The organism is Pantoea sp. R13S299 (assembly GCF_048515925.1).
Lineage (GTDB): Bacteria > Pseudomonadota > Gammaproteobacteria > Enterobacterales > Enterobacteriaceae > Pantoea.
The window spans coordinates 2,022,634-2,045,671 of record NZ_JBLYEF010000001.1; the positions used below are offsets into that span (position 1 = coordinate 2,022,634).

The 23,038-nt window shown below is 55.3% G+C and carries 22 protein-coding genes and 2 tRNA genes; 11 read left to right on the forward strand and 13 right to left on the reverse strand.

Annotated features, from left to right (window positions below):
- Positions 1-17: 17 nt before the first annotated feature.
- Positions 18-251: a hypothetical protein gene (locus tag ACN1CO_RS09630; RefSeq protein ID WP_090958994.1), complete on the reverse strand. Its 234-nt coding sequence runs from the start codon at positions 249-251 to the stop codon at positions 18-20.
- A gap of 285 nt (positions 252-536) precedes the next feature.
- Between ACN1CO_RS09630 and ACN1CO_RS09635 the strand changes: the two genes are divergently transcribed.
- On the forward strand, positions 537-1,763 hold the full coding sequence (locus ACN1CO_RS09635; RefSeq protein WP_419138755.1) for an MFS transporter: 1,227 nt from the start codon (positions 537-539) through the stop codon (positions 1,761-1,763).
- A gap of 48 nt (positions 1,764-1,811) precedes the next feature.
- On the opposite strand, the gene ACN1CO_RS09640 is transcribed toward ACN1CO_RS09635, so the two are convergent.
- Positions 1,812-2,687 carry an SMP-30/gluconolactonase/LRE family protein gene (locus tag ACN1CO_RS09640; RefSeq protein WP_419138756.1) on the reverse strand — a complete coding sequence of 292 codons (876 nt, stop codon included), beginning with the start codon at positions 2,685-2,687 and terminating at the stop codon, positions 1,812-1,814.
- Between the two features lie 263 nt (positions 2,688-2,950).
- Here ACN1CO_RS09640 and ACN1CO_RS09645 point away from each other — a divergent pair, with 263 nt between their 5' ends.
- On the forward strand, positions 2,951-3,124 hold the full coding sequence (locus ACN1CO_RS09645) for a hypothetical protein (protein WP_419138757.1): 174 nt from the start codon (positions 2,951-2,953) through the stop codon (positions 3,122-3,124).
- A gap of 75 nt (positions 3,125-3,199) precedes the next feature.
- On the opposite strand, the gene ACN1CO_RS09650 is transcribed toward ACN1CO_RS09645, so the two are convergent.
- From ACN1CO_RS09650 to ACN1CO_RS09665, 4 genes are all read right to left on the reverse strand, one after another.
- Entirely contained in the window at positions 3,200-3,481 is a 282-nt protein-coding gene (locus ACN1CO_RS09650) for a lipoprotein (RefSeq protein WP_419138758.1), read from the reverse strand.
- Between the two features lie 274 nt (positions 3,482-3,755).
- Positions 3,756-4,562 carry a hypothetical protein gene (locus tag ACN1CO_RS09655; RefSeq protein WP_419138759.1) on the reverse strand — a complete coding sequence of 269 codons (807 nt, stop codon included), beginning with the start codon at positions 4,560-4,562 and terminating at the stop codon, positions 3,756-3,758.
- Positions 4,563-4,571: 9 nt separating this feature from the next.
- A complete protein-coding gene (locus ACN1CO_RS09660; RefSeq protein WP_419138760.1) occupies positions 4,572-5,024 on the reverse strand; it encodes a universal stress protein in 453 nt (150 codons plus the stop codon).
- A gap of 7 nt (positions 5,025-5,031) precedes the next feature.
- The gene (locus tag ACN1CO_RS09665; RefSeq protein ID WP_419138761.1) at positions 5,032-5,817 is read right to left on the reverse strand and encodes an IclR family transcriptional regulator; all 786 of its coding nucleotides are present in this window, start codon (positions 5,815-5,817) and stop codon (positions 5,032-5,034) included.
- Positions 5,818-5,966: 149 nt separating this feature from the next.
- Between ACN1CO_RS09665 and ACN1CO_RS09670 the strand changes: the two genes are divergently transcribed.
- The 3 genes from ACN1CO_RS09670 to ypdK all read left to right on the forward strand — a co-directional run bounded on the left by ACN1CO_RS09670 (position 5,967) and on the right by ypdK (position 8,874).
- Positions 5,967-7,565, forward strand: a complete 1,599-nt coding sequence (locus ACN1CO_RS09670) for an MFS transporter (protein WP_419138762.1) — start codon at positions 5,967-5,969, stop codon at positions 7,563-7,565.
- A gap of 2 nt (positions 7,566-7,567) precedes the next feature.
- A complete protein-coding gene (locus ACN1CO_RS09675) occupies positions 7,568-8,596 on the forward strand; it encodes an HlyD family secretion protein (RefSeq protein WP_419138763.1) in 1,029 nt (342 codons plus the stop codon).
- Between the two features lie 203 nt (positions 8,597-8,799).
- Complete coding sequence (ypdK, locus tag ACN1CO_RS09680) at positions 8,800-8,874, forward strand: membrane protein YpdK (protein WP_099257831.1); 75 nt, start codon at positions 8,800-8,802, stop codon at positions 8,872-8,874.
- A 51-nt stretch (positions 8,875-8,925) separates the two neighbouring features.
- On the opposite strand, the gene alaC is transcribed toward ypdK, so the two are convergent.
- Together alaC and ACN1CO_RS09690 are read right to left on the reverse strand one after the other, a co-directional pair.
- Positions 8,926-10,155 carry an alanine transaminase gene (gene alaC, locus ACN1CO_RS09685; RefSeq protein WP_419138764.1) on the reverse strand — a complete coding sequence of 410 codons (1,230 nt, stop codon included), beginning with the start codon at positions 10,153-10,155 and terminating at the stop codon, positions 8,926-8,928.
- A 117-nt stretch (positions 10,156-10,272) separates the two neighbouring features.
- A complete protein-coding gene (locus ACN1CO_RS09690; protein ID WP_419139010.1) occupies positions 10,273-10,797 on the reverse strand; it encodes a GNAT family N-acetyltransferase in 525 nt (174 codons plus the stop codon).
- A 279-nt stretch (positions 10,798-11,076) separates the two neighbouring features.
- Between ACN1CO_RS09690 and ACN1CO_RS09695 the strand changes: the two genes are divergently transcribed.
- Positions 11,077-12,747, forward strand: coding sequence for a LytS/YhcK type 5TM receptor domain-containing protein (locus ACN1CO_RS09695; RefSeq protein ID WP_419139011.1), 1,671 nt, complete (start codon positions 11,077-11,079; stop codon positions 12,745-12,747).
- Positions 12,744-13,472 carry a LytR/AlgR family response regulator transcription factor gene (locus tag ACN1CO_RS09700; RefSeq protein WP_003848909.1) on the forward strand — a complete coding sequence of 243 codons (729 nt, stop codon included), beginning with the start codon at positions 12,744-12,746 and terminating at the stop codon, positions 13,470-13,472. Before ACN1CO_RS09695 ends, ACN1CO_RS09700 begins: the two co-directional genes overlap by 4 nt.
- 154 nt (positions 13,473-13,626) lie before the next feature.
- On the opposite strand, the gene glk is transcribed toward ACN1CO_RS09700, so the two are convergent.
- Both glk and ipdC read right to left on the reverse strand, forming a co-directional pair.
- A complete protein-coding gene (gene glk, locus ACN1CO_RS09705; protein WP_419138765.1) occupies positions 13,627-14,592 on the reverse strand; it encodes a glucokinase in 966 nt (321 codons plus the stop codon).
- A gap of 160 nt (positions 14,593-14,752) precedes the next feature.
- Positions 14,753-16,405 (reverse strand): indolepyruvate decarboxylase, encoded by a 1,653-nt coding sequence (gene ipdC / locus ACN1CO_RS09710; protein WP_419138766.1) that lies wholly within the window; start codon positions 16,403-16,405, stop codon positions 14,753-14,755.
- Positions 16,406-16,624: 219 nt separating this feature from the next.
- Here ipdC and mgrA point away from each other — a divergent pair, with 219 nt between their 5' ends.
- Together mgrA and ACN1CO_RS09720 are read left to right on the forward strand one after the other, a co-directional pair.
- Positions 16,625-17,614, forward strand: a complete 990-nt coding sequence (mgrA, locus tag ACN1CO_RS09715) for an L-glyceraldehyde 3-phosphate reductase (protein WP_419138767.1) — start codon at positions 16,625-16,627, stop codon at positions 17,612-17,614.
- A gap of 170 nt (positions 17,615-17,784) precedes the next feature.
- Positions 17,785-18,198, forward strand: a complete 414-nt coding sequence (locus tag ACN1CO_RS09720) for a DUF2502 domain-containing protein (protein WP_419138768.1) — start codon at positions 17,785-17,787, stop codon at positions 18,196-18,198.
- Between the two features lie 273 nt (positions 18,199-18,471).
- Here ACN1CO_RS09720 and ACN1CO_RS09725 read toward each other — a convergent pair whose 3' ends face one another.
- Complete coding sequence (locus ACN1CO_RS09725) at positions 18,472-19,713, reverse strand: Nramp family divalent metal transporter (protein ID WP_419138769.1); 1,242 nt, start codon at positions 19,711-19,713, stop codon at positions 18,472-18,474.
- A 369-nt stretch (positions 19,714-20,082) separates the two neighbouring features.
- Here ACN1CO_RS09725 and ACN1CO_RS09730 point away from each other — a divergent pair, with 369 nt between their 5' ends.
- Entirely contained in the window at positions 20,083-21,273 is a 1,191-nt protein-coding gene (locus tag ACN1CO_RS09730) for a NupC/NupG family nucleoside CNT transporter (RefSeq protein ID WP_419138770.1), read from the forward strand.
- A gap of 341 nt (positions 21,274-21,614) precedes the next feature.
- Here ACN1CO_RS09730 and ACN1CO_RS09735 read toward each other — a convergent pair.
- Positions 21,615-21,690: transfer RNA gene (locus ACN1CO_RS09735), tRNA-Ala, on the reverse strand.
- Positions 21,691-21,734: 44 nt separating this feature from the next.
- Positions 21,735-21,810 (reverse strand) — tRNA-Ala (locus tag ACN1CO_RS09740).
- A gap of 361 nt (positions 21,811-22,171) precedes the next feature.
- Between ACN1CO_RS09740 and ACN1CO_RS09745 the strand changes: the two genes are divergently transcribed.
- Positions 22,172-22,960 carry a formate/nitrite transporter family protein gene (locus ACN1CO_RS09745; protein WP_419138771.1) on the forward strand — a complete coding sequence of 263 codons (789 nt, stop codon included), beginning with the start codon at positions 22,172-22,174 and terminating at the stop codon, positions 22,958-22,960.
- Positions 22,961-23,038: the final 78 nt, after the last annotated feature.

Here is a 23,038-nt window from a genome sequence, read left to right on the forward strand (position 1 = left end):
CCGCATCCGGCTGGGCATTACGCCCACTGCTGCTGAAGAAGTTTCTGTGGTTGATTGATCGCTTTACGCGCGATCCAGTAGAGCAGAACACGCTCATCGTCACTGTCACGATCGGCCATCGACAGGAGTTTCAGTGCCAGCGTCGATTTGGTTACAGGCTGTTGTTCTGTACTGAGTTCAATCACCGCCTGACCGATGATGCAGCAAACGTCATCTTCACTGGTGCTGGATTCATATGTCCGGTCTTTCATATTTCCTCCTGTTAAGTGAGCTGTAAGCCTGGCAAATAATCTGGAAACCTGCTCACAGAAACAGCTGCCTGAAACATTATCTTACGGCTGATTACGGTTATTCATTAAGTTGCCGCTTTGCTTACTCCTGACGCGGCGTCGCGAATCCTTTCCGATGCCATTCATACCGCCTGAATGGCATTTCATTCCCTGATCCGTTCCGTTCATGCCTTTACTGCTCACGCGCGCGAATCACTGCTTTATTCTGACCGCAGTTTCCAGATTCCCGGACGGGAGAGAAAAATTATGAACCAGACTCAACAGGCTTCTTACCAGCGTTCCCGCTGGCTTACGTTGTTCGGCACAGTCATCACTCAGTTCGCACTGGGGTCAGTCTACACATGGAGTTTGTTTAACGGCCAGCTGTCACAGAAGCTGGATGCCCCCGTCAGTAAGGTCGCTTTTTCATTTGGCCTGCTAAGTTTAGGTCTGGCTACCGCCTCTTCGCTGGCCGGGAAATTACAGGAACGTTTTGGCGTACGCCGCGTCACTATCGGTGCGGGTGTGTTGATGGCGCTGGGTTTCTGGCTCACCGCCCATGCGAATAACCTGATGATGCTCTATTTCAGTGCCGGATTGCTGGTGGGTCTGGCCGATGGCGCGGGTTACCTGATGACACTGTCAAACTGCGTGAAGTGGTTCCCGGAGCGCAAAGGGATGATCTCAGCCTGTGCAATTGGCGCATATGGACTGGGCAGCCTGGGATTCAAATTTATCTGCGGGGCATTGCTGGCGACGGTCGGTCTGGAGCAGACCTTTATGATCTGGGGCGTGCTGGCAATGTCGATGATTATTGTCGGTGCGCTGCTGATGCGTGAAGCGCCACTGCAGCAGAACGGACCGGCTACTAAGGGTCAGCAGCATGCGCGGGATTACACGCTGGCACAGTCAGTGCGTCTGCCTCAGTACTGGATGCTGGCGCTGATGTTCCTGACCGCCTGCATGAGCGGCCTCTATGTGATAGGCGTTGCCAAAGATATCGGCGAAGGACTGGTGCATCTCTCTACGCAGACTGCTGCCAGCGCGGTAACGGTTATCGCGATTGCCAATCTGAGCGGTCGTCTGGTGCTGGGTGTGCTCTCTGACAAAATGATGCGCATCAGAGTCATTTCACTGGCGCAAATTGTGTCGCTGATCGGAATGAGCGTGCTGCTGTTTACCCGGATGAATGAGATGACCTTCTTCCTGTCACTCGCCTGTGTCGCCTTCAGCTTTGGCGGCACCATCACAGTATTCCCGTCGCTGGTCAGTGATTTCTTTGGCCTCAACAACCTGACAAAAAACTATGGCCTGCTCTATCTCGGCTTTGGTATCGGTAGCGTGCTGGGTTCGCTGGTCGCCTCGCTGTTTGGTGGTTTCACCGTCACCTTCAGCCTGATTATGACATTGCTGGTACTTTCCCTGTTCCTGTCACTTACCATCCGCCTGCCGCAGAATTCTGCGACAGCAGAACCAGTGTTGCAACGTCATTAACGCTGACTGACAAATACAACGGGCCGCGATTAAGCGGCCCGTTTACGTTTAGCCGCGGAATCGCGGCTCTGCCATTCCCGCTACCGCGACGTCTACAGCAAAGATATCGCCCGACTGCGGATAGCGCGCCAGCTCCTCTTCGGTACGGTCTTCGCGCGAACTGGTGATGAACAGCGTTTTAAGATCGGCACCGCCAAAGGCCACCATGGTTGGCCATTTCACCGGCAGCAGGATCTCATCGACGATTTCACTGCTCTGCGGATCGATACGCACCACGCGTCCGCCATCAAACTGTGCTGACCAGTAAAAGCCTTCGCTATCCACAGCGGCACCATCCGGTAATCCTCCTTTCGCGTCGAATCGGCGGAACAGCGTGCGTTCGCCCGGTTCGCCCTGCTCATTTAACGGATAGCGATAGAGCGCCTCATTCGGCGTGTCGCTGTGATACATCCAGCGCCGGTCGGGAGAGAATGCCAGCCCGTTGGAAATTTTAATGTCGCGCGCTTTTACCTCCAGCTTTAGATCAGGCGTCACCCGGCACAGCAGCCCGCCATTTTTGTCCTGCGGTTCCCACAGGCTGCCGCACCAGAAGTTACCCCAGGGATCGACGCGGCCATCATTAAAGCGGCTTTGCGCGGCTACTCCCGGATTCTCTGCGATTTTCTTCTCAGGTTTACCCTGCGCATCCAGCAGCCACACACCACCACGTAGTGCGGCGATCAGCCCGCCCTGCTCACGCAGACCGATGCATCCCACCTCTTCCGCCTGCGGGAAAGTCTGCAGCTCGCCGCTGGCCGGATCAAAACGGTGAATGGCCGGAGCCAGAATATCGACACAGTAGAGCACCTGCTCTTCGACAGACCAGAGTGGGCATTCGCCCAGTTCAGCCTGCAGAGCCAGAATATTTTTCACGTCATGCGCCATGTTTTTCTCCCATTGAACTGACATGCTAATAATGTAGTGGTAAAAACTTTCAAATGAGAATTATTTTCGCTTGATTTTAAGACTATTCTCTTTGATAGTATTTATTATTCAGTTCATTCCGATTTATTTAATTCCCTCTGCTGCAAAAGGCAGCATTCTGAAATATTCCGTCATATCTTCCTAAATAACTCTACAAAGCCTGCATCTTCACTCCACTTTTCCAGCGTAATGTCGTAGTCATTGGAAAAGAGGAGAAGCTTCCGATGAAGAGATTAATTAAAGTCGCTTCGGTGGTTGCGCTGATGACGTTATTAAGCGGTTGTATCATCAGCCCCAGACACGACAATGGCTGGCACCGCGGCGGTGGCGGCGGATATCATGGAGGCTACTATGGAGGTTATCACGGTGGGTATCATGGCGGTCACCATCGCCACTAACGGGCAAAGATGTCACACAGCATAAAATAAAAGTAGTAAACTTTAAGGGCGGGATAATTATCCCGCCCGTTTTATTTAGCTTTTCACTGCATAATTACACTGGAACCAGGCTTTACTCAGCCCCGGAATATGACTCTCCTGCGCAGGCAGTGCCTCGACTTTATCAAATCCTTTACTACTGCAGTAATTCGCCAGATCAATATCCATTGCATCCCGATTGACCTTTTGCGGGTCAAAACGGTACTGCACGGTATTTGAGTCTGGATCTTCATCAACGCGTTCAAATGCCCCGGGTTTGCTGGCAGTACATCCACTCAGCAGAATCAGCGCAACTGCGCCGGTAATTAGTTTTTTCATTTAGTTATCCTCACGTTGCCGCGCAGTTTATGACGCAGCCTGTCACGCATCCATAGGATTAATGCGCGAAAAATCAAAACTTGAGAAGCTTTTACCGATTAATGTAATACGATTAAACGGCTATCACTATCATGTCGGAAGTGACAAGATGACTTCAGACAAAACGAAACGAAGACTGCACCACACCAGGAAATGCCAAAAATAAGAAAGCTGTTCCTCTCTCTTCCCTGCCCGCGCTTAGCGGGCTTTTTTTCGCCCGCTATTCCGCAACTGCTCACTGGCCTGTCATTGCCACCATTCTACGTAACAGGTTAGCGGCGCGCTTGTCAGGTAATGCCAGAATGGCACTGTAGAGATCGATCGACATGGCACACAGCGAAGAGCGATCAACCGCTGTATCGGCAGGCATATTCAGCTGCTGCAGCTTATCGCCCCACTTCAGATAGAGCCGGCCCACGATCTCCTGCAGATCGTGCTGCGCCTGCGTCTTATCCAGCGGCTGTTCGGGCGGAGGACTGTTGAGCAGCAGCTGCTCCATGGCATCTGCCTCTTTGCGATTCAGCGACGCCGGCAGCGTGGTCAGTAAATTGATGCCACCACTTACCTGCGGATAGAGATATCGGAAGCAGAGGCCTGGATCGATCTGGTTCAGCGCCTGCATCTCTTCAACCGAGACGCCGATATAGTTAACGACGGCGGCATCCGTTCCACGCATCAGTCGCTGATTAATCACCTCAATCAGCCAGCCCCTCAGCTCACCCGTTGCTTTATCTGCGGGTTCCCCTGCGCGGATTCGACGGGTCAGCTCCTGGGTCAGCAATAGCCACAACGACGGCTCCTGAGTCTGCAGCACCCGATAACCTGGCATCTGTGCCAGTTGATTTACCGCCTGCTCACGCTGAGTCGCCTGTACCTGATGCGGCGCGACCCAGCTGAACCAGAGCAGGTTCGCCAGTATCAATGGCAGCAGAAAGAGGATCAGCCCCTGCCATAAACGCAGCCGGGTCGTTTTGATCAACACAATGACGATGAGCGCCAGCAGCGCAAAGGCGGCCAGCGTAATAAAAAGCAGAGAATTCATGCTGCGGGGTTAATCCTTACGCACATCGATCAGCACAGGACAGTGAGCACGCTCGATAACCGATGCGCTGACCGAGCCTTTTAACAGCCGATTAAAAGAGGAGAGATGGCGGCGTCCCATGATAATCATGCTGGCCTTGAGCTGTTGTGACTGGGCAACGATGGTATCTGCCGCATCACCCGCCAGAATCATGCCACGCGCATTAATGCCCGCGCGCAGTAACGGGGCCAGTGCATGGCGCACCACCATTTCCGCCGTATTCTGCTCATCCTGCGCCACCACAAAATCAGCCGGGTCTTCACCCGCATCGATTTCCATCGGCTGATTACAGGAGGAGTAGGCAGGATCGACACAACAGAGCACCACCACATCAGCGCGATGCGCCAGCGCTTCTTCAATCGTTAAGGCAACCACTTTCTCCGCGACCGGAGAGTGATCAATGGCCATCAGCAGGGTTTTCATCAGATGCTTATCCTTCTATCGCGGCGACTTTGCCAATTTCACGCACCAGCGCCTCTTTGCACTTCAGCATCTCGTCACGAAAACGAGCTTCGTGTCGCAGAAAACGTGCAGAGGGCACCAGCAAAGAGATAGAAAAGCGACCAAACAGCGTATCCAGCGCAAACGCCATGGTAGAGATACCTTCCAGCGTTTCACCGCGATCCACGGCGATACCGGTTTCGCGCACTTCCCTGATAAGTTGCAGCAACTGCGGCAGCGTTTTCACCGTCATATCGGTTAACTCCTGCCAGGCGTCGCCGACGATCGTCCGTACATCTTTTTCACACTCCAGCGCCAGCAACGCCCGTCCACCGGAGGTGCTGTAGAGCGGCAGATTGAGTCCCATATGCGGAACGACCCGAAGCTCCCGCGACGCCACCACGTGGTGAATAATCGCCAGCTGGCTGCCACTGGCACGGGCCAGCGAGACGGTTTCATTGGTGTCGGAAGAGAGTTTTTCCAGCAGCGGACTGACCAGATCGACCACGTCGGTGTGGACACTGGAGATCAGTTTTAACAGTGCCGGCCCTAACCGCAATCCACCCGCCCCACTGCTGCGCACCAGTTCGGCGCTGTCGAGCGCGGCGACAATGCGCTGCACCGTTGAACGGGGCAGTTCCACCGCCTGAGCAATCTCGCCGAGGCTCATGCCGCCCGGCTGTTCGCCCAGCGCATTAAGAATTTTTGCCGCACGGGCGATGACCTGAATGCCGCCCGTTTTTTCCTCCTCGCGGCTGGAGGGTTGATGTGCCATAGCGTCGTCCTGTTTGAGCTGCCTTACTGTAGCGCGAATGCCGCACGTTTTACAGCCTGTACCACATTGCAATACAGCATACCGGGATGTAATATTACGCCCTGTATCACATCGCAGTACACTGCATCATAATAACGAGATCGCCTGCAATGAACGCTAAGCCAGCCGCCGCGCCGGCCCCTCATCCTTTTACACTGCGACTGGCCCTCGGCCTGGTCGGCGTGCTCATTGCTGCGCTGACCTCCGGGCTGAACGATCGCGTCAGTGATATCGCGCTGGCCGATATCCGTGCCGCGATCGGCATCGGTTTCGATCAGGGTAGCTGGATCATCTCCGGTTATCAGGCAGCAGAAGTGGCCGCCATGATGATCGCGCCCTGGTTCGCCGTCACCCTTTCGCTGCGGCGCTTTACGCTCGGCGTGTCGGCGGGATTTATGCTGACCGGCATTCTGCTGCCGCTGGTGCCGGACCCAACGCTGTTTATCAGCCTGCGCGTACTGCAGGGCTTGTTTGGTGGCGCACTGCCGCCGATGCTGATGACCGTCGCCCTGCGCTTTCTGCCGCCGCCCTTTAAGCTGTTTGGCCTGGCGGGCTATGCCCTGACCGCGACGTTTGGCCCCAACATGGCCGCTTCGCTGGCTTCGTTGTGGACCGACCATGTCAGCTGGATGATGGTGTTCTGGCAGGTAGTGCCCGGCATGCTGATTGCGATGGTGCTGATCAGCTGGGGGATACCGCAGGACCCAGTGCGTCCGGAACGCTTTCAGCAGATCGATCTGTTTGGCATCGTGACCGGCTGCAGTGCTGTCGCTCTGCTGGTTCTGGTGCTGACCCAGGGTGAGCGCCTCGACTGGCTGAACTCGCCACTGATCGCCGGAATGCTGCTTGCTGCGCTGCCGCTGCTACTGGTGTTCCTGATCAACGAGTGGTTTCACCCGCTGCCGCTGTTTAAATTGCAGATGCTCCGGCGCCCAAACCTGGCGCACGGCCTGCTCGGGCTGGCCTGTGTGCTTATTCTGGGGCTTTCTGGTTCCGCGCTGCCGTCGGCCTATTTTGCGCAGGTCAGTGGCTTCCGCACCCTTGAGTTTGCCCCGCTGGCGCTGACGGTGGGCCTGCCGCAACTGCTGATCGCGCCGCTGATTGCGGCCCTGCTGAATATTCGCTGGATTGACTGCCGCTGGATGCTCACGGCGGGTGTCGGCCTGCTGGTGACCTCCTGTCTGCTGGGCACGCAGATCACCAGTGACTGGGCACGACAGAATTTCTGGCTGCTGCAGGTCCTGCAGGCTTTCGGTCAACCGATGATTATTCTGCCGATACTGATGAGCGCCACCAGCGTTGTGGCTCCACCAGAAGGCCCGTTTGCCTCGGCGATGTTTAATACGGTTCGCGGCTTCTCCAGCATCACCGCCTCCACGCTGGTTGAGGTTTTCCTCTCCCATCGTGAGCAGTTTCACTCCAGTGTTCTGATTAATCAGGCCGCCAGCCGCAGCTGGCTGATGACTGCGCCGACGGCCGATCAGGCCAGCCTCAGCTTGCCGCTGTTGCCGGATGGCAGCATCAGCGCCAGCGATAATCTCAGTGGATTCGCCACGCTGGTCCGGCATCAGGCCACGGTACTGAGTCTGAGCGACAGCTGGCTAATGCTGACCGGTTTCGCCGTCTGCCTGTTATTGCTTACCGCCATCCTGCCAAAACGGGTCTGGCCGCCTCAAACTTTGATTCAAAACCCTTCCCGGAATAACTGAATATGCGTGCTTTCGAAATGAGAAGAACCCTGCTGCTGAGTCTGCTGCTACTGGTGTTACTGGCTATCGCTTTTGCAGTCTGGTCAATGATGACCGGCAACGATCACCGCACCAACGACGCTTACGTCAATGCGGATTACACCCTGGTGGCGCCGAAAGTCTCTGGTTACATCAGAAATGTGCAGGTGCAGGATAATCAGCAGGTCAAAGCAGGTCAGCTGCTGGCAACGCTGGACGACCGTGATTATCGTGTAGCGCTGGAGAGTGCCGAGGCTGATATGCAGGTAAGTCAGGCGAAACTGCTGAGCAGCCAGGCGCAGCTTGAGCAGCAGCAGTCGTTGATTGATCAGCAGAAAGCCAGCGTCGCAGCCAGTCAGGCTTCCGCGCAGTATGCCGGTCAGAGCGCCGATCGCTACAACCGCCTCTATAAAAGCGGCACCGTAGCCGCCGACGATCAGCAGAAATCCAGCGCTAACCAGCGCTCGGCGCTGGCAGCTGTGCATCAGAGTCAGGCTGCGCTGGCGTCGGCAGTGAAACAGGTGGGCGTGTTACAGGCTGCGGTACGTTCAGCGGAAGCGGATGTCGCCGCGGCTAAAGCCAGCGTCGATCAGGCCAGGCTGAATCTCTCCTACACGCGAATCACGGCTCCTGTTGACGGCATGGTCGGTCAACGCTCGGTGCGGATCGGCGCGTATGTGTCAGCCGGAACCCGTCTGCTGGCGGTGGTGCCTCTGCAGCAAACCTACATCACCGCTAACTACCTTGAGACGCAGTTAAGCGATGTGCGTCCGGGCCAGCGGGTGCGAATCAGTGTGGATGCCCTGCCAGGCGAGACGTTTACCGGCCATGTGGACAGCATCGCACCGGCCACCGGCGCAACTTTTTCGGCGATTGCTCCCGATAACGCTACCGGCAACTACACTAAAGTCGTTCAGCGTCTGCCGGTGAAAATTGTGCTGGATGGTGACCAACAGCATCTGGCCCAACTACGTGTCGGCATGTCGGCGATCCCCGAAATTGAGGTGCCATAAAATTGTGAGCAATATCTCAGAACGGACCTATTTCATTTGGGCGGGATTACGCGTAAATTAGCGCCTGATCCTGTTCTGAGAGTTATTCAGATCGACCCGGAAAAGAGCAGACCATTACTGAAATGGCGATCTCTTTTCCACATCTGTTCGCGTTGCACTGGTTTGGGATCGCCATCATCGTAACCGCTCAGAGGAGTTGCTTTGTGAAATATGCCTTGATGGGAATATCTTTTTTCGCGTTACTTTGGTTTGGAACCTTTGTTCTGCTGCTGAAGTAATGGCGTGACAGTGCCGCCACGGGGCGACCCTTGCGTCGCCCCTGCTGGCTGTCAGCTCTCTTCCGTTTTCATGCTGCCCGGCAATATGCCATCGGCACGAAACATCGCTTTAATTCCCCGTACCGCCTGACGAATACGATCGCTGTTTTCAATCAGTGCAAATCGCACGTGCGTGTCGCCATAGTCACCGAACCCGATACCGGGCGAGACACAGACTTTCGCCTCCTGCAGCATATGTTTGGCAAACTCCAGCGAACCCAGATGCGCATAGTGGTCAGGGATTTTTGCCCAGACGTACATCGAGGCTTTGGGGTTATCCACCATCCAGCCCGCTTCATGCAATCCTTTTACCAGCACATCACGGCGGCGTTTGTACTGCTCAGCGATGTCGCGCACGCACTGCTGATCCCCTTCCAGCGCCGCAATCGCTGCCACCTGCAGTGGCGTAAAGGTGCCGTAGTCATGGTAACTTTTGATTCGTGCCAGCGCGGCGACCAGCTCTTTATTGCCCACCATGAAACCGATACGCCAGCCCGCCATGTTGTAGCTTTTAGACAGGGTAAAGAATTCCACGGCGACATCACGCGCGCCGGGCACCTGCATAATCGACGGCGCTTTCCAGCCATCGTAGACAATGTCGGCATAGGCCAAATCGTGGATCACCAGTACGTTGTACTGCTTCGCCAGCGCAATCACCCGCTCGAAAAAGTCGAGCTCCACACACTGTGCGGTGGGGTTGGACGGGAAGCCGAGGATCATCATTTTTGGCTTGGGGTAGCTCTCCCGGATGGCGCGTTCCAGCTCATTGAAGAAATCGACACCCGCCACCAGCGGCACCGAACGCACCTGCGCACCGGCAATCACCGCACCGTAGATATGAATCGGATAGCTGGGATTGGGCACCAGCACGGTATCACCATGATCCAGCGTCGCCAGCATCAGGTGCGCCAGCCCCTCTTTGGAACCGATGGTAACAATCGCCTCAGATTCGGGATCGATCTCCACCTGGTAGCGATCGGCGTACCAGCGCGAGATCGCCCTGCGCAGACGCGGAATGCCGCGCGAGGTGGAATAACCGTGGGTATCGTCACGCTGCGCCACCTGGCATAACTTTTCGACGATGTGTGGCGGCGTTGGGCCATCAGGGTTGCCCATTGAAAAGTCGATGATATCTTCGCCGCGCCGACGCGCAGCCATCTTCAGTTCAGCGGTGATGTTGAAAACGTAAGGGGGTAAACGTTCAATACGCGAGAAACGACGGGGTGTGCTGTTATCAGCCATGATGTCCTCTGGATTACGTAAGCGCCCGGACCGTCCGAGCGACGCGGGTCACTGCGGTGACCCGTTACGAACATAACGTGGCGAGGATCATTTTGTCGAGGGTGGCGGAAAATTTTTTTATTTTTGCGGATTCAGCCGTCCCAGCAGCCAATCGTTCACCCAGCGGCCATTCAGCAGATAATTATCCCGCAGCGTGCCCTCCAGCTGGAAACCGTTTTTTTCCAGAATACGGCGTGACGCCCAGTTTCCTTCAATCACCATCGCCTTGAGTTTGTGGAAATCCGCGTCCAGTAAAAACTGACACAGCGCCGCCAGCGCTTCGCTGCCATAACCCTGGCCGCAGTGGCGATGAAGCAGCATGTAGCCTACTTCAGCCTGACGATGTGGTTCCCATTCGGGGCTGCAGCCAAACAGGCCAATCGGCTCACCGCTGTCGCGGCGTCGTGCCACCAGGCAGAGCATATGGAAACTGGCCGGTTGCCAGGGTGCCAGACGCGTGGTGAAGCGCTGACGGATATCCGCTTCATCGGGGATTTCGCTCACCCAGGTCATAGTGTCGCGATCTTCATGAACGGCACGAAACAGTTGCCAGTCTTCTGGCTGTAATTTACTCAGGGTTAATCTGGCGGTGACAAGTTGCATCTGCTGCTCCCGATGCGCGTGGTTTTCCAGCGGTCGCTGGCGCGCGTCATCGCGCAACATAGCAAAACGGCACCACAGCGACCAGCCTTAGCAGGCTGAAAAACTGTTCCCCTTTATTGCACTCAACCTTTCCCCTTTTTTACGGATTGGCCGTAAAAATTGATCTGAAACACGAACTCCCGGCGTGATTGATCGGGACGCTAGCGGTTCGCGATCACATTTTTTATGATAGAGGCACTATCCTTTGCCGACGAGTCGCCTGTGTCCTCCCACTTCACGATGTTACTGGCAGTATTTGACCGCGCCGCGCTGATGTTGATCTGCCTGTTCTTCCTGACGCGCACCCGTCCGTTTCGTCAGCTGCTGCAAAAAGATGAACATACCCGCGCCGAAAAAGTGGCGGTAACGGCCATCTTTTCCCTGTTTGCGCTGTTCAGTACCTGGTCGGGCGTCAATGTCGACGGCTCACTGCTGAATGTGCGGGTGATCGCCGTGATGGCAGGCGGCATTCTGTTTGGTCCCTGGGTCGGCATCGCCACCGGTGTGATTGCGGGTCTGCACCGTTTTCTGATCGATATTCACGGCGTGACCTCCGTGCCCTGCCTGATCACCAGCATCATTGCCGGTGTCGTCTCGGGCGGCATTAATCGCCGGGTGCTGAAAGAGCATCGCTGGCGCGCCGGTATCGTCGGCGGCATGCTGTGTGAAGCCCTGACAATGTTGCTGATCGTCCTGTGGGCGCGCCCTGCCTCACTCGGGCTGGCGATTGTGTCGGAGATTGCCCTGCCGATGATTCTTGGAGCCTCCAGCATCGGTATCATTGTGTTACTGGTGCAGAGCGTCGAGGGGGAAAAAGAGGCGATTGCCGCCCGCCAGGCCAAGCTGGCGCTGGAAATCGCCAACAAAACCCTGCCGCTATTTCGTCAGGTGAACAGCGACTCGCTGCGCAACATCTGTGACATTATCCGGCGCGAGATCAAAGCCGATGCGGTAGCGATGACCGATAAAAAGCAGATTCTGGCCTACGTCGGCTATGGCGAACACAACTATAAGCATGGCGATGATGGCATCAGCCCCACCACGGCGCAGTCGATCGCCAGCGGTAAAATCATCATTAAGAACAATGATGAAGCGCACCGCACCAAAGATATCCATTCGATGATCGTTATCCCGCTATGGGAAAAAGGCAAAGTCACCGGCACGCTGAAAATCTACTATCGCCGCGCACATCGTATTACCGGCTCGCTGAAGGAGATGGCGATCGGCCTGTCACAAATCATCTCAACGCAGCTTGAAGTGTCGCGAGCTGAACAGTTGCGCGAGATGGCCAATAAAGCGGAACTGCGCGCGCTGCAAAGTAAAATAAATCCCCATTTCCTGTTCAACGCGCTGAATGCTATCTCCTCGTCTATCCGGCTCAATCCCGATACCGCCCGCCAGCTGGTGATCAACCTGTCACGTTACCTGCGTTATAACCTGGAACTGAACGACGATGAGCTGATCGACATCCGCAAAGAGTTGTGGCAGGTGAAAGATTACATCGCCATCGAGCAGGCGCGGTTTGGCGATAAGCTGACGATGATTTATGACGTCGATGAAGATCTGCATTTTCTGCTGCCGAGTCTGCTGATCCAGCCCCTCGTGGAGAATGCCATCGTGCATGGCATCCAGCCCTGTAAAGGCAAAGGCGTGGTGACGCTGAGCGTCCGGGATCTGGGCGATCGGGTGCGGATCTCAGTGCGGGATACCGGCCAGGGCATCAGTGACGAAGTGATGGAGCGGGTAGCGCGCAACGAGATGCCCGGTAATAAAATCGGCCTGCTCAATGTGCATCATCGGGTAAAACTCCTGTCAGGCCAGGGGCTGAACATCGTGCGGCATCAGCCGGGCACCGAGATTTCTTTCACGCTGAGTAAAAACGGCCAGCGCCTGGCGGAGAATCTGTTATGAAAGCCATTATCGTGGAAGATGAATTCCTGGCGCAGCAGGAGCTGAGCTGGATGATTCAGCATCACAGCAAAATCGAGATTGAAGCCTGCTTTGATGACGGTCTGGACGTGCTGAAGTATCTGCAACAGCATCGCGTTGATGTGATTTTCCTCGACATCAATATCCCCTCGCTGGATGGCATGCTGCTGGCACAGAATATCCATCAGTTTGCCCACAAGCCGTTGATTGTCTTTATCACCGCGTGGAAAGAGCATGCTGTGGAGGCGTTTGAGCTGGAGGCGTTTGACTACATTCTCAAGCCCTATCAGGAGTCGCGGATTGTGACCATGCTGAACAAGCTGGAAGCTACCGCGCAGGCACAGCAGGCTGTGAGTCATCTTAGTGCCACACCCGCGCCGCAGACGGTCAACCTGATCAAAGATGAACGTATTATCGTCACTGACGTGAATGATATTTACTACGTTGAGGCGCATGAGAAACTGACGTTTGTGTATACCCGGCGCGAATCCTACGTGATGTCGATGAATATTACCGAGTTCTGTTCACGCCTGCCGGAGCAGCAGTTCTTCCGCTGCCACCGCTCTTACTGCGTCAGCCTCAGCAAAATCCGCGAAATCGAGCCGTGGTTTAACAACACCTATCTGCTTAAGCTGCGCGACCTGGAGTTTCAGGTGCCGGTCAGCCGCAGTAAGGTGAAGCAGTTCAGACAGCTGATGCGCCTGTAGCTTCAGACAGTTACGGAACGATTCAGGCATGGGAGTGGTTTTCAGGGAAACAGGAGAAGTCAGGCGGTGATTTCCCGATCCTGACTGGCAAAAGCCGCCAGGTCGGGAAAATCGATCGCGCGCACAGTGGCCGTGCGCGCGGGGTAAAGCAAAATCAGATTTCGCGACCCAGCGTCTGACGCAGATGCGCGCCCGCGCCCAGCAGGCCAGGCTGATCGTGCGTAATCATATAGACCGGGATGCTGGCAACATAGTCGCGGAAGCGGCCTTTATCTTCAAATGCCGCACGGAAGCCCGACGACTTAAAGAACTCCAGGAAGCGTGGCACGATGCCACCCGCAATGTAAACGCCACCAAAGGTGCCGAGATTTAGCGCCAGGTTGCCGCCGAAACGACCCATGATGACGCAGAACATCGACAGCGCACGACGGCAGTCGGTGCAGCTATCATCCAGCGCACGCTGGCTGACATCTTTCGGCTTCAGGTTTTCCGGCACGCGATTATCCACTTTCACAATAGCACGATAGAGGTTAACCAGACCGGCACCTGACAGCACACGTTCTGCTGAAACATGGCCCAGCTCTTCGCGCAGTACTTCCAGGATCTGATCTTCTTCTTCGCTGTTGGCCGCGAAATCGACATGACCACCCTCGCCCGGCAGGCTGACCCAGCGCTTGTCCACATGCACCAGATGGCTGACGCCTAAGCCGGTGCCGGCACCATAAATCGCGATAGGTTTATCTTTAATCGGCTCTGTGCCGCCAAACTGAATCACGTTTTCGGCGGTCAGCATCGGGATCGCCATGGATACCGCGGTGAAGTCGTTAATGATTTCCAGGTGTTCAAAACCGATGTTCTCTTTGAGCTTGCGCGTTGAAAACGCCCAGTCATGGTTGGTCATTTCAACCCAGTCATCGGTAATCGGGCAGGCGATAGCAATACAGCCATCTTTAACGTCCTGCTGTTGTTCATCAAGATAGTGGCGGATGACGGCTTCGAGGCTGTCGTATTCTGATGTTGAGAATGTTTTGGCCTGGGTGATGCTGCCGCTTTCCACCTCACACAGGGCGAGGCGCGCGTTAGTACCGCCGACATCGCCGACCAAGGCATAGGTTGTCATTCTTCTGTTGCTCCGCTTGGGGTCTTAAGAGTTGGAGGACACTATAAATTTCTGCCCATAAAACAACAACGCTCACCGGTGCGATTGGTGAGCGTCTTACTCAGTTGTGCTACAGCCTAACCGCGTTAGTCCACCCTGCACAGCGGCAACTATCTGAATCTTAGCCGCCGTTGCGTTGATTCAGGCAGGCGGTGACTTTTCTTAGTAGTGGCGGCAAATCATCTTTCGGCATAACCACCTCAACCAGCGACAGCCATTGAGGCGCTGAAAGTCGCGCCATCACCTCGTCTAACTGCACGGTTTCACTAATGCGCCAGCTCTGCGCCTGGCCCTGCAGGCTAAGAGCGTGTGGCAGTGCCGTCCAGTTCCACGGGGCGATATCATTGTAACGTTGTGTTGCGCCATGAATCGCCCGTTCGACGGTATAGCCTTCATTATTCAGTAAAAAGAGTATCAACCGCTGCTGATCGCGCAGCATCGAGCCCAGTTCCTGAATCGTCAGCTGCGCCGAACCGTCTCCGATGATCAGGATAACCCGGCGCTCAGGATCGGCAGTCTGCGCGCCAAACGCTGCCGGAAGAGTATAGCCGATTGATCCCCATAATGGCTGCACCACCAGCTGCGCCTGCGAGGGCAGTCGCAATGCCGCGGCACCAAAGGCGGCCGTTCCCTGCTCGGCCAGAATCAGGTCGCCGGGTTGCAGAAATTTCTGCATCGCCTGCCAGAAAGCGTGCTGGCTAATCACCGCCCCAGGTTCTGCTGGCTGCGCGGCAGGGATCGCGGCGGCAGGCTGCCACTGCCGGCCATAGCGTTCAAACAGCGGCTGCAGTTCACTGAGCGCATCCGCCATCGACAACGGCGCAAAGTTTTCACCGCCGACGCTGGCACTGAAGGGCTGCAGATCGATAAGTCGTTCAGGGTTAAACTGCTGAGTGAAGCCTGCGGTAATCGTGTCGGTGAAACGCACTCCGACGCAGATCGCCACATCCACCTGCTCAATTTGTTCGCATACCTGCCCTGCGCTGGCCTCACCGGCATAGGTTCCGACATAACCGGGTTGCTGCTCATCCAGTACCCCTTTGCCCATCAGCAGACTGGCGCAGGGAATTGCGCTCTGTTCACGCAGCGCGGCCAGGGCAGACTGCTGCTGCCAGCGCAACGCCAGAAAATCGGCCAGCAGTGAAACGCGCTGTGCCGGAGCCAGTAAACGTTCTGCCGCGGCCCTGAAAGCGCGGCGCGCGTCAGCCGAAGAGGGTTGATGAGTATTCAACGGCTGTGCGGGTGGCTGCACCTCTATCGCCGCCACGTCAACGGCCAGCGAGAGATAGCCGGGACGACGGGCCTGCAGCGCACTGATGATCACCCGATCAATCTCAGCCATGGCGTTGTCGGCAGTCAGCTGTGCCGTTGCGGCACTGACCTCTGCGGCCATGCGAATGAAATGCTGGAAATCGCCATCGCCCAGCGAATGATGCACACAGTCACCCTTCAACTGGGCCTGCGTCGCAGGTGCGCCGACGATGTGTATCACCGGCAGATACTCGGCATAACTGCCCGCGATGCCATTAATCGCGCTAAGCTCGCCCACGCCAAATGTGGTTAATAGCGCCCCCGCGCCGTTGCAGCGCGCATAGCCGTCCGCCGCATAGGCTGCGTTGAGTTCATTGGCGCAGCCAACCCAGCTGATTTCCGGATGGTCGATGACCCGATCAAGAAACTGCAGGTTATAGTCGCCCGGCACGCCAAACAGATGCTTTACACCAATCTCCTGCAGACGGGTCAGCAGGTAATCTCCAACAGTGAATGTGGACATTGCGCATTCCTTTCAGGGAAGAGTCGGGTTAAGTATCTGACAGAGGGTGGAATTAGCGAGGAGAGTGGCCATTTTCGCCAGCCGCAATGCCTGGAAAGTCGGCGTTACGCTGGCGGATTATTCTGTAAAAACGCGAACTGCTGCGCGCTGTCACTGAGTGTAACCGTATACACTGATAGACTTTTGGCACATATCCCCGTTTTTACTCAGGAGCGCTGAATGTCCTCTTTCCCCCATCCCGATCGCTATCAACAGATGGAATATCGTCGCAGCGGCCGCAGCGGCATCAAACTGCCCGCCATTTCGCTGGGACTGTGGCACAACTTTGGTGACAGCACCCGGGTTGATAACAGCCGTGAGCTGCTGCGTCATGCGTTTGATCTTGGCATCACCCATTTCGACTTAGCGAATAATTACGGCCCGCCTCCTGGCTCAGCGGAAGAGAATTTCGGGCGTATTCTGCGGGAAGATTTTCGTGCCCATCGTGATGAGCTGATTATCTCTACTAAAGCAGGCTACACCATGTGGCAGGGACCTTATGGGGATTGGGGTTCGCGTAAGTATCTGGTTGCCAGTCTGGATCAGAGCCTGAAGCGTATGGGACTGGAGTATGTGGATATTTTCTATCATCACCGTCCCGATCCGGAAACCCCGCTGGAAGAGACGATGCGCGCACTGGATCATGTCGTGCGCCAGGGTAAAGCGCTTTATGTGGCCCTCTCTAACTATCCGGCTGACCTTGCTGCTGAGGCGATCGCTATCCTGCGCGATCTCGGCACGCCTTGTCTGATCCACCAGCCGCGCTATTCAATGTTTGAACGCACGCCTGAGCAGGGATTGATTCAGACGCTGGGTGACGCGGGTGTCGGCTGTATCGCTTTCTCTCCGCTGGCAGGCGGCGTGCTTACCGATCGCTATCTGCAGGGTATCCCGGAAGATTCACGTGCAGCCAGCGGCAGCAAGTTCCTCAGTGAAAGCCAGCTGACCAAAGAGAAGATGGAGAAGGTCCGCAGGCTGAATGTGATTGCGCAGCAGCGCGAACAGAAGCTGGCGCAGATGGCGCTGGCGTGGGTGCTGCGCGATGATCGCGTCACCTCGGTGCTGATTGGTGCCAGTAAAACCGCTCAGATTGATGACGCCGTGGCGATGCTTGCCCGTCGTCAGTTCAGCGACACCGAATTAGCAGCCATTGACGCGGCGCTGATGTAACGGTTCACCGCCCGGCGCAGGTCGGGCGTTTTTTCGCCAGAATAGTCTCAATCTCCTTTCTCTCCCCAATTTCCTCACAATCTTCCGACACAATGATGCGGTAACAGCAGTAATACGCAGGCATAATCACTGCGCCGCAACAGCATCAGCCTGTTGATGAGGAGAATATAATGAAAAGAGCTCTTATTTTTGCTGCCCTGCTGGCACTGTTTTCGCCGCTGGCATATCACACAGCCGAGGCCTCCAGCGCCTCAATTTCTCTGGCCCCCGGCGTCACCCTGAATCTGGGCGATCGCGATAATCGTGGTAACTACTGGGATGGCGGTCGCTGGCGTGAACCCCGCTGGTGGAACGATCGTTATTCATACAATGAACGCCGCTGGTGGCGACACGAAGAGTGGCGTCGTCAGCAGCAGTGGGAGCGTGAACGCCGCTGGCAGGAGCGCGACCGTGAGCGCCGCTGGGATCATCAGTATCGCCGCGATCGTGACTGGGATCATCATGACCGCCGTGGTCCAGGTCCGCGTGGTTTTGGGCCTCACGGACACGATGGACCCGGCCCGCATGGCCACGATCGCCACTAATAAAAAACGCCCGGCATAGCCGGGCGTTTTTGTATGTCAGATAATGTTTGCTGTTATACGATGCATGCTCAGGAAACACGGTCAGATCGGAAAGACGCAAAAGATGTCATCCATGACGCGCTCGGCCCGCGCCGTCCATGGCGCGGGACGCTTTCCTCTTCTGACCGTGTTTCCTGCGCGTTGAGCTTGTTCGTTGCTGCCAGATAGCTGATGTGACTTTGTCTGTTGTCTAAACGCCCGAATAAACCTGACGCTTTTTGTTTCCCGGAACCCTTATAGCCCCAGCGCTTCGCCCACCAGCAGATAAAGATTCAGCGCAATCACCAGCAGCACGATCAGTCTTCCGGTGTTCTGCATCAGACGCGAGTTAACCATATCGTCGCCCATCAGCTCACGGTTGCCGGTAAAGGAGAGCAGCGGAATCAGCGCCAGCGCGATGCCAAAACTCAGCAGCACCTGGCTCATCACCAGCACCTTTGTTGGATCCCAGCCTGCCCAGATAACGATAAAAGAGGGCAGCATGGTGACCGTACGACGCACCCAGAGCGGAATATGGAAACGGATAAAGCCCTGCATCACCACCTGGCCCGCCAGCGTACCGACTACCGTCGAGGATAATCCGGCGGCCACCAGACTCAGACCAAACACCGTCGCCGCAGCCTGGCCTAACAAGGGTTGCAGCGTCAGATAGGCCTGATCGAGTTCAGCAATTTTACTGTGGCCGCTGAAGTGAAAGGCTGCTGCCGCGGTCGCCATCATCGCCAGGTTAACGAATCCGGCGATGGTCATGGCAATCGCCACATCCAGTTTGGTTGAGGAGTAACGCTGACCTTTGCTGTCCTCACTTTTACCCTGCGTCAGCGCAGAGTGCAGATAAATCACGTGCGGCATGATGGTCGCACCCAGCACACCGGCGGCCAGGAATACGGCATCCGACGTCGGTAACGCGGGCAGTGCCATGCCGACCACCAGCTCATTAATATTGGGCTGCGAAAAGAAGAGTTCGACGATATAGGCCGCCGCGACAAACAGCAGCAGTCCGCCAATCACCAGCTCCAGCGGCTTTTGTCCGCGACTCTGTAACATCAGAATCAGGAACGTGGCGATACCGGTCAGCACCGCGCCCTGCATCAGGGAAATGCCAAGCAGCAGTTTGAACCCCAGCGCGGCACCGATAAACTCCGCCAGGTCGGTCGCCATCGCGATAATTTCCGCCTGCACCCAGTAAAACCAGACGGCGGGCCGTGGAAAGCGATCGCGGATGTGCTCGGCGAGGTTCTTGCCGGTAGCGATGCCCAGCTTAGCGGACATCAGTTGGATCAGCATCGCCATGATGTTGGCCCACACCACCACCCACAGCAGTTTATAGCCGTAAGCAGCGCCCGCCTGAATGTTGGTCGCAAAGTTGCCCGGATCGATATAGCCGATAGCGGCGATAAAGGCGGGCCCCAGCAGTGCGAGTTTGACTTTTCTGACTCCGCGAGCAGCGCGCTCGGCGGTACGACTTTCAAACATATCCGGTACCCTGTCTGAACATTTGCCTGCCCCGGCAGCTTAGGGGATGGCTTGTGCAAGTGAAATTCGTTTATTGTTATTGGTGTAATAGATGCTGCTATAAAGTATAGCCATTGCTATACATTACAGTAAAGGAAGTGATTGCTAAAAATGTGAGCAACGATGTCACTCTACGCCCAGTGTAAAATTCAGACAATAATTATGTGGTTATCTGGAGTGAACGATTTGTAAACAGGACGTGATCTCTGGAACTTTTCTGGAAAATATAGCGATAGCGAATACTTATATTGTGGTTCAGATCTCGTTTTTAAGTAACGCGTTACATAGAATACGCAACAAAATACAACCCTCCTCAAATTTGGAGCAACCATGTCCCATATTTTGCAATTTCTTTTAGCACTGGTGGTGGTCGGGATACTGTCCTTGCTGGTCAGTCACGATCGTAAAAGCATTCGCATTCGCTACATTATACAGCTACTGGTGATTGAAATTGTGCTCGCCTGGTTCTTCCTGAACTCAGAAGCGGGACTCGGGTTCGTCAAAGGATTCGCGGGCTTCTTCGACCATCTGCTGAAGTATGCGGCCCAGGGCACCAACTTTGTCTTCGGCAACATGAGCGATAAAGGTCTGGCGTTCTTCTTCCTTAACGTGCTGTGCCCAATCGTCTTTATCTCTGCGCTGATCGGTATTCTGCAGCACTTCCGTATCCTGCCGTGGGTGATCCGCGGTATCGGTACCGTGCTGTCGAAAGTGAATGGCATGGGAAAACTGGAATCTTTCAACGCCGTGAGTTCTCTGATACTGGGACAGTCAGAAAACTTCATCGCCTATAAAGATATCCTGGGTAAGATGTCACAGCGCCGCATGTACACCATGGCCGCAACGGCGATGTCGACCGTTTCCATGTCTATCGTCGGTGCCTACATGACCATGCTGCAGCCGAAGTATGTGGTTGCTGCGCTGGTGCTCAATATGTTCAGTACCTTTATCGTGCTGTCGCTGATCAACCCTTACCGCGTTGAGAACGAAGACGACCTGCAGCTGCAGGATCTGCATAAAGGTCAGAGCTTCTTCGAGATGCTGGGCGAATATATCCTGGCCGGTTTCCGCGTCGCGATTATCGTTGCCGCCATGCTGATTGGTTTTATCGCGCTGATTTCAGGTCTGAATGCGCTGTTTGATCTGATCTTCGGTATCAGCTTCCAGGGCGTTCTCGGCTTTGTCTTCTATCCGTTCGCCTGGATGATGGGTGTACCTTCTGGCGAAGCGTTGCAGGTCGGCAGTATCATGGCGACCAAGCTGGTATCGAATGAGTTTGTGGCAATGATGGATCTGCAGAAAATCGCGGGTCAGTTGTCGCCAAACTCAGAAGGTATTCTGTCCGTCTTCCTGGTGTCGTTCGCCAACTTCTCTTCAATCGGCATCGTAGCCGGTGCGATTAAAGGTCTGAACGAAGAACAGGGCAACGTGGTTTCCCGCTTTGGCCTGAAGCTGCTGTACGGCTCAACGCTGGTCAGCGTGCTTTCCGCCGCTATCGCCGGTCTGGTTCTGGCGTTCTAAGACGAGTACTGAACATCAAAGGGCGAGCCTGGCTCGCCCTTTTCGTTTTGCGCCATCCCCACTCTGCTTCCGCTGATTCGTCCTTTCCGCTTTGCCTCTTCTTTTACCACTCCGCTTCCATTGCCCACCCTGCTCAAGTCTGGAGTTAAACCGTGCGCGACGGACAGCACGATGTCCCGCCAGGGGCGCTGGAGGCGTCACAGAAGGTCTTGCCAGTAAATAGCGTACGCAGCAGCGTGATGTAAATCGCAATGAATTTAGATTCGCAGAAAAAGGCGAATGAAAGATAAATCAGAAAGGATTTTGACAACAACGTGTCAGAAAATAGACGTGTCAGAAAATGGTGGAGATAAGCGGGATCGAACCGCTGACCTCTTGCATGCCATGCAAGCGCTCTCCCAGCTGAGCTATACCCCCACATCTGGAATCGTTTTTCAGTGCCAAACTTTTGGGAGGAAGTTTGGTGGAGCTAAGCGGGATCGAACCGCTGACCTCCTGCATGCCATGCAGGCGCTCTCCCAGCTGAGCTATAGCCCCGAACCGAAAAACTGTCGCGTTAAGCGACGGACGGCATAATATGAAACCCCCTCCAGGGTGTCAACGGCAAAATGACATTCTCTGTTTGATCGCTGAAAAAGGCGGCAACCTGCGAAGTTTCAGCAGCATGCTGCAGGTGAAAATCGTGTCTGAACAGGCAGGACCGTTTTTTAACTGTTATTCAGGCTGCCGTCAGGTTAATTCACGGTTAAATATGTTATAGGAATTTTCTTGTCTTCGTCTTTTTCGCATGCAAAACTTAGCCCGCTAATTTAGTGGCTGCCGGGACCCTCTCCCCGCGCGCCGCGCGTCCACCAGGCGTAATCGTCCCCATTAATCATAAAAAAACTATTGAGATACTATGTCGCTGCATACACCTAAAGAAATCGCACAACTGGCGATCCAGTCAGGCGTGGCTAAAAGCCGTTCGCCTGTCAGCATCCTTCTGATTCTCGGCTTTATGGCGGGCGCATTTATTGCGACCGGCTTCCTGCTGGATCTTCATGTTATTAACTCCCTGCCCGCTGAATGGGGCTCTTTTAGTGGCCTGTTAGGTGCTGCCGTCTTCCCGGTGGGTATCATTATGACTGTGCTGGCGGGTGGCGAGCTGCTGACCGGCAATATGATGACCTTACCGGTGGCCTGGTTCGCCCGTCGCATCAGCTTTATGAGCGTAGTGCGTAACTGGTTCTGGGTGACCCTGGCAAACTTCCTGGGCAGCGTGGCTGTCGCGTGGTTCTTTGGCCATATGCTGGGCATGACTGAAGGCGATTACCTGAAGAAGACCGTGGCTATCGCCTCTGCAAAAGTCCACGCCGATTTCCTGCACGCCTTTATTTCAGGCGTGGGCTGTAACTGGCTGGTTTGTCTGGCGGTCTGGCTGGCATTTGCCAGTAAAGATATGGTCGGCAAGATCTTCGGCATGTGGTTCCCGGTGATGGCGTTTGTTGCTATCGGCTTCCAGCACGTTGTCGCCAACATGTTTATTATCCCGGCTGCCATTTTTGCCGGTCAGATGAGCTGGGCAGAGTACTTCCCTAACTTCGTTGCCGTCTTCCTGGGCAATGCCGTAGGTGGCGCTGTCTTCGTCGGCCTCGCTTACTTCCTGGCCTACCGCCCTGCCGCTGAACCCGCCAGTAATCCGCAGTAATTCTGTTTTGCCTTTTGTCATCAGACAAAAGGCAATTTCAGCTTCAGTTACTTTTCACCGTTACGTTTTGCTGTAATA

Bases quoted from the DNA above. Each gene is read 5' to 3' on its own strand.
- ACN1CO_RS09720 (WP_419138768.1), top strand. From the start codon at position 17,785: ATGAAAAGAGCTCTTATTTTTGCTGCCCTGCTGGCACTGTTTTCGCCG.
- ACN1CO_RS09630 (WP_090958994.1), bottom strand. From the start codon at position 251: ATGAAAGACCGGACATATGAATCCAGCACCAGTGAAGATGACGTTTGC.
- glk (WP_419138765.1), bottom strand. From the start codon at position 14,592: ATGACAACCTATGCCTTGGTCGGCGATGTCGGCGGTACTAACGCGCGC.
- ipdC (WP_419138766.1), bottom strand. From the start codon at position 16,405: ATGTCCACATTCACTGTTGGAGATTACCTGCTGACCCGTCTGCAGGAG.
- ACN1CO_RS09745 (WP_419138771.1), top strand. From the start codon at position 22,172: ATGTCGCTGCATACACCTAAAGAAATCGCACAACTGGCGATCCAGTCA.
- ACN1CO_RS09670 (WP_419138762.1), top strand. From the start codon at position 5,967: ATGAACGCTAAGCCAGCCGCCGCGCCGGCCCCTCATCCTTTTACACTG.
- ACN1CO_RS09660 (WP_419138760.1), bottom strand. From the start codon at position 5,024: ATGAAAACCCTGCTGATGGCCATTGATCACTCTCCGGTCGCGGAGAAA.
- ACN1CO_RS09640 (WP_419138756.1), bottom strand. From the start codon at position 2,687: ATGGCGCATGACGTGAAAAATATTCTGGCTCTGCAGGCTGAACTGGGC.
- ACN1CO_RS09675 (WP_419138763.1), top strand. From the start codon at position 7,568: ATGCGTGCTTTCGAAATGAGAAGAACCCTGCTGCTGAGTCTGCTGCTA.
- ACN1CO_RS09695 (WP_419139011.1), top strand. From the start codon at position 11,077: ATGTTACTGGCAGTATTTGACCGCGCCGCGCTGATGTTGATCTGCCTG.
- ACN1CO_RS09665 (WP_419138761.1), bottom strand. From the start codon at position 5,817: ATGGCACATCAACCCTCCAGCCGCGAGGAGGAAAAAACGGGCGGCATT.
- ACN1CO_RS09655 (WP_419138759.1), bottom strand. From the start codon at position 4,562: ATGAATTCTCTGCTTTTTATTACGCTGGCCGCCTTTGCGCTGCTGGCG.
- ACN1CO_RS09635 (WP_419138755.1), top strand. From the start codon at position 537: ATGAACCAGACTCAACAGGCTTCTTACCAGCGTTCCCGCTGGCTTACG.
- ACN1CO_RS09700 (WP_003848909.1), top strand. From the start codon at position 12,744: ATGAAAGCCATTATCGTGGAAGATGAATTCCTGGCGCAGCAGGAGCTG.
- ACN1CO_RS09730 (WP_419138770.1), top strand. From the start codon at position 20,083: ATGTCCCATATTTTGCAATTTCTTTTAGCACTGGTGGTGGTCGGGATA.
- ACN1CO_RS09690 (WP_419139010.1), bottom strand. From the start codon at position 10,797: ATGCAACTTGTCACCGCCAGATTAACCCTGAGTAAATTACAGCCAGAA.
- ACN1CO_RS09650 (WP_419138758.1), bottom strand. From the start codon at position 3,481: ATGAAAAAACTAATTACCGGCGCAGTTGCGCTGATTCTGCTGAGTGGA.
- ACN1CO_RS09645 (WP_419138757.1), top strand. From the start codon at position 2,951: ATGAAGAGATTAATTAAAGTCGCTTCGGTGGTTGCGCTGATGACGTTA.
- ACN1CO_RS09725 (WP_419138769.1), bottom strand. From the start codon at position 19,713: ATGTTTGAAAGTCGTACCGCCGAGCGCGCTGCTCGCGGAGTCAGAAAA.
- mgrA (WP_419138767.1), top strand. From the start codon at position 16,625: ATGTCCTCTTTCCCCCATCCCGATCGCTATCAACAGATGGAATATCGT.
- alaC (WP_419138764.1), bottom strand. From the start codon at position 10,155: ATGGCTGATAACAGCACACCCCGTCGTTTCTCGCGTATTGAACGTTTA.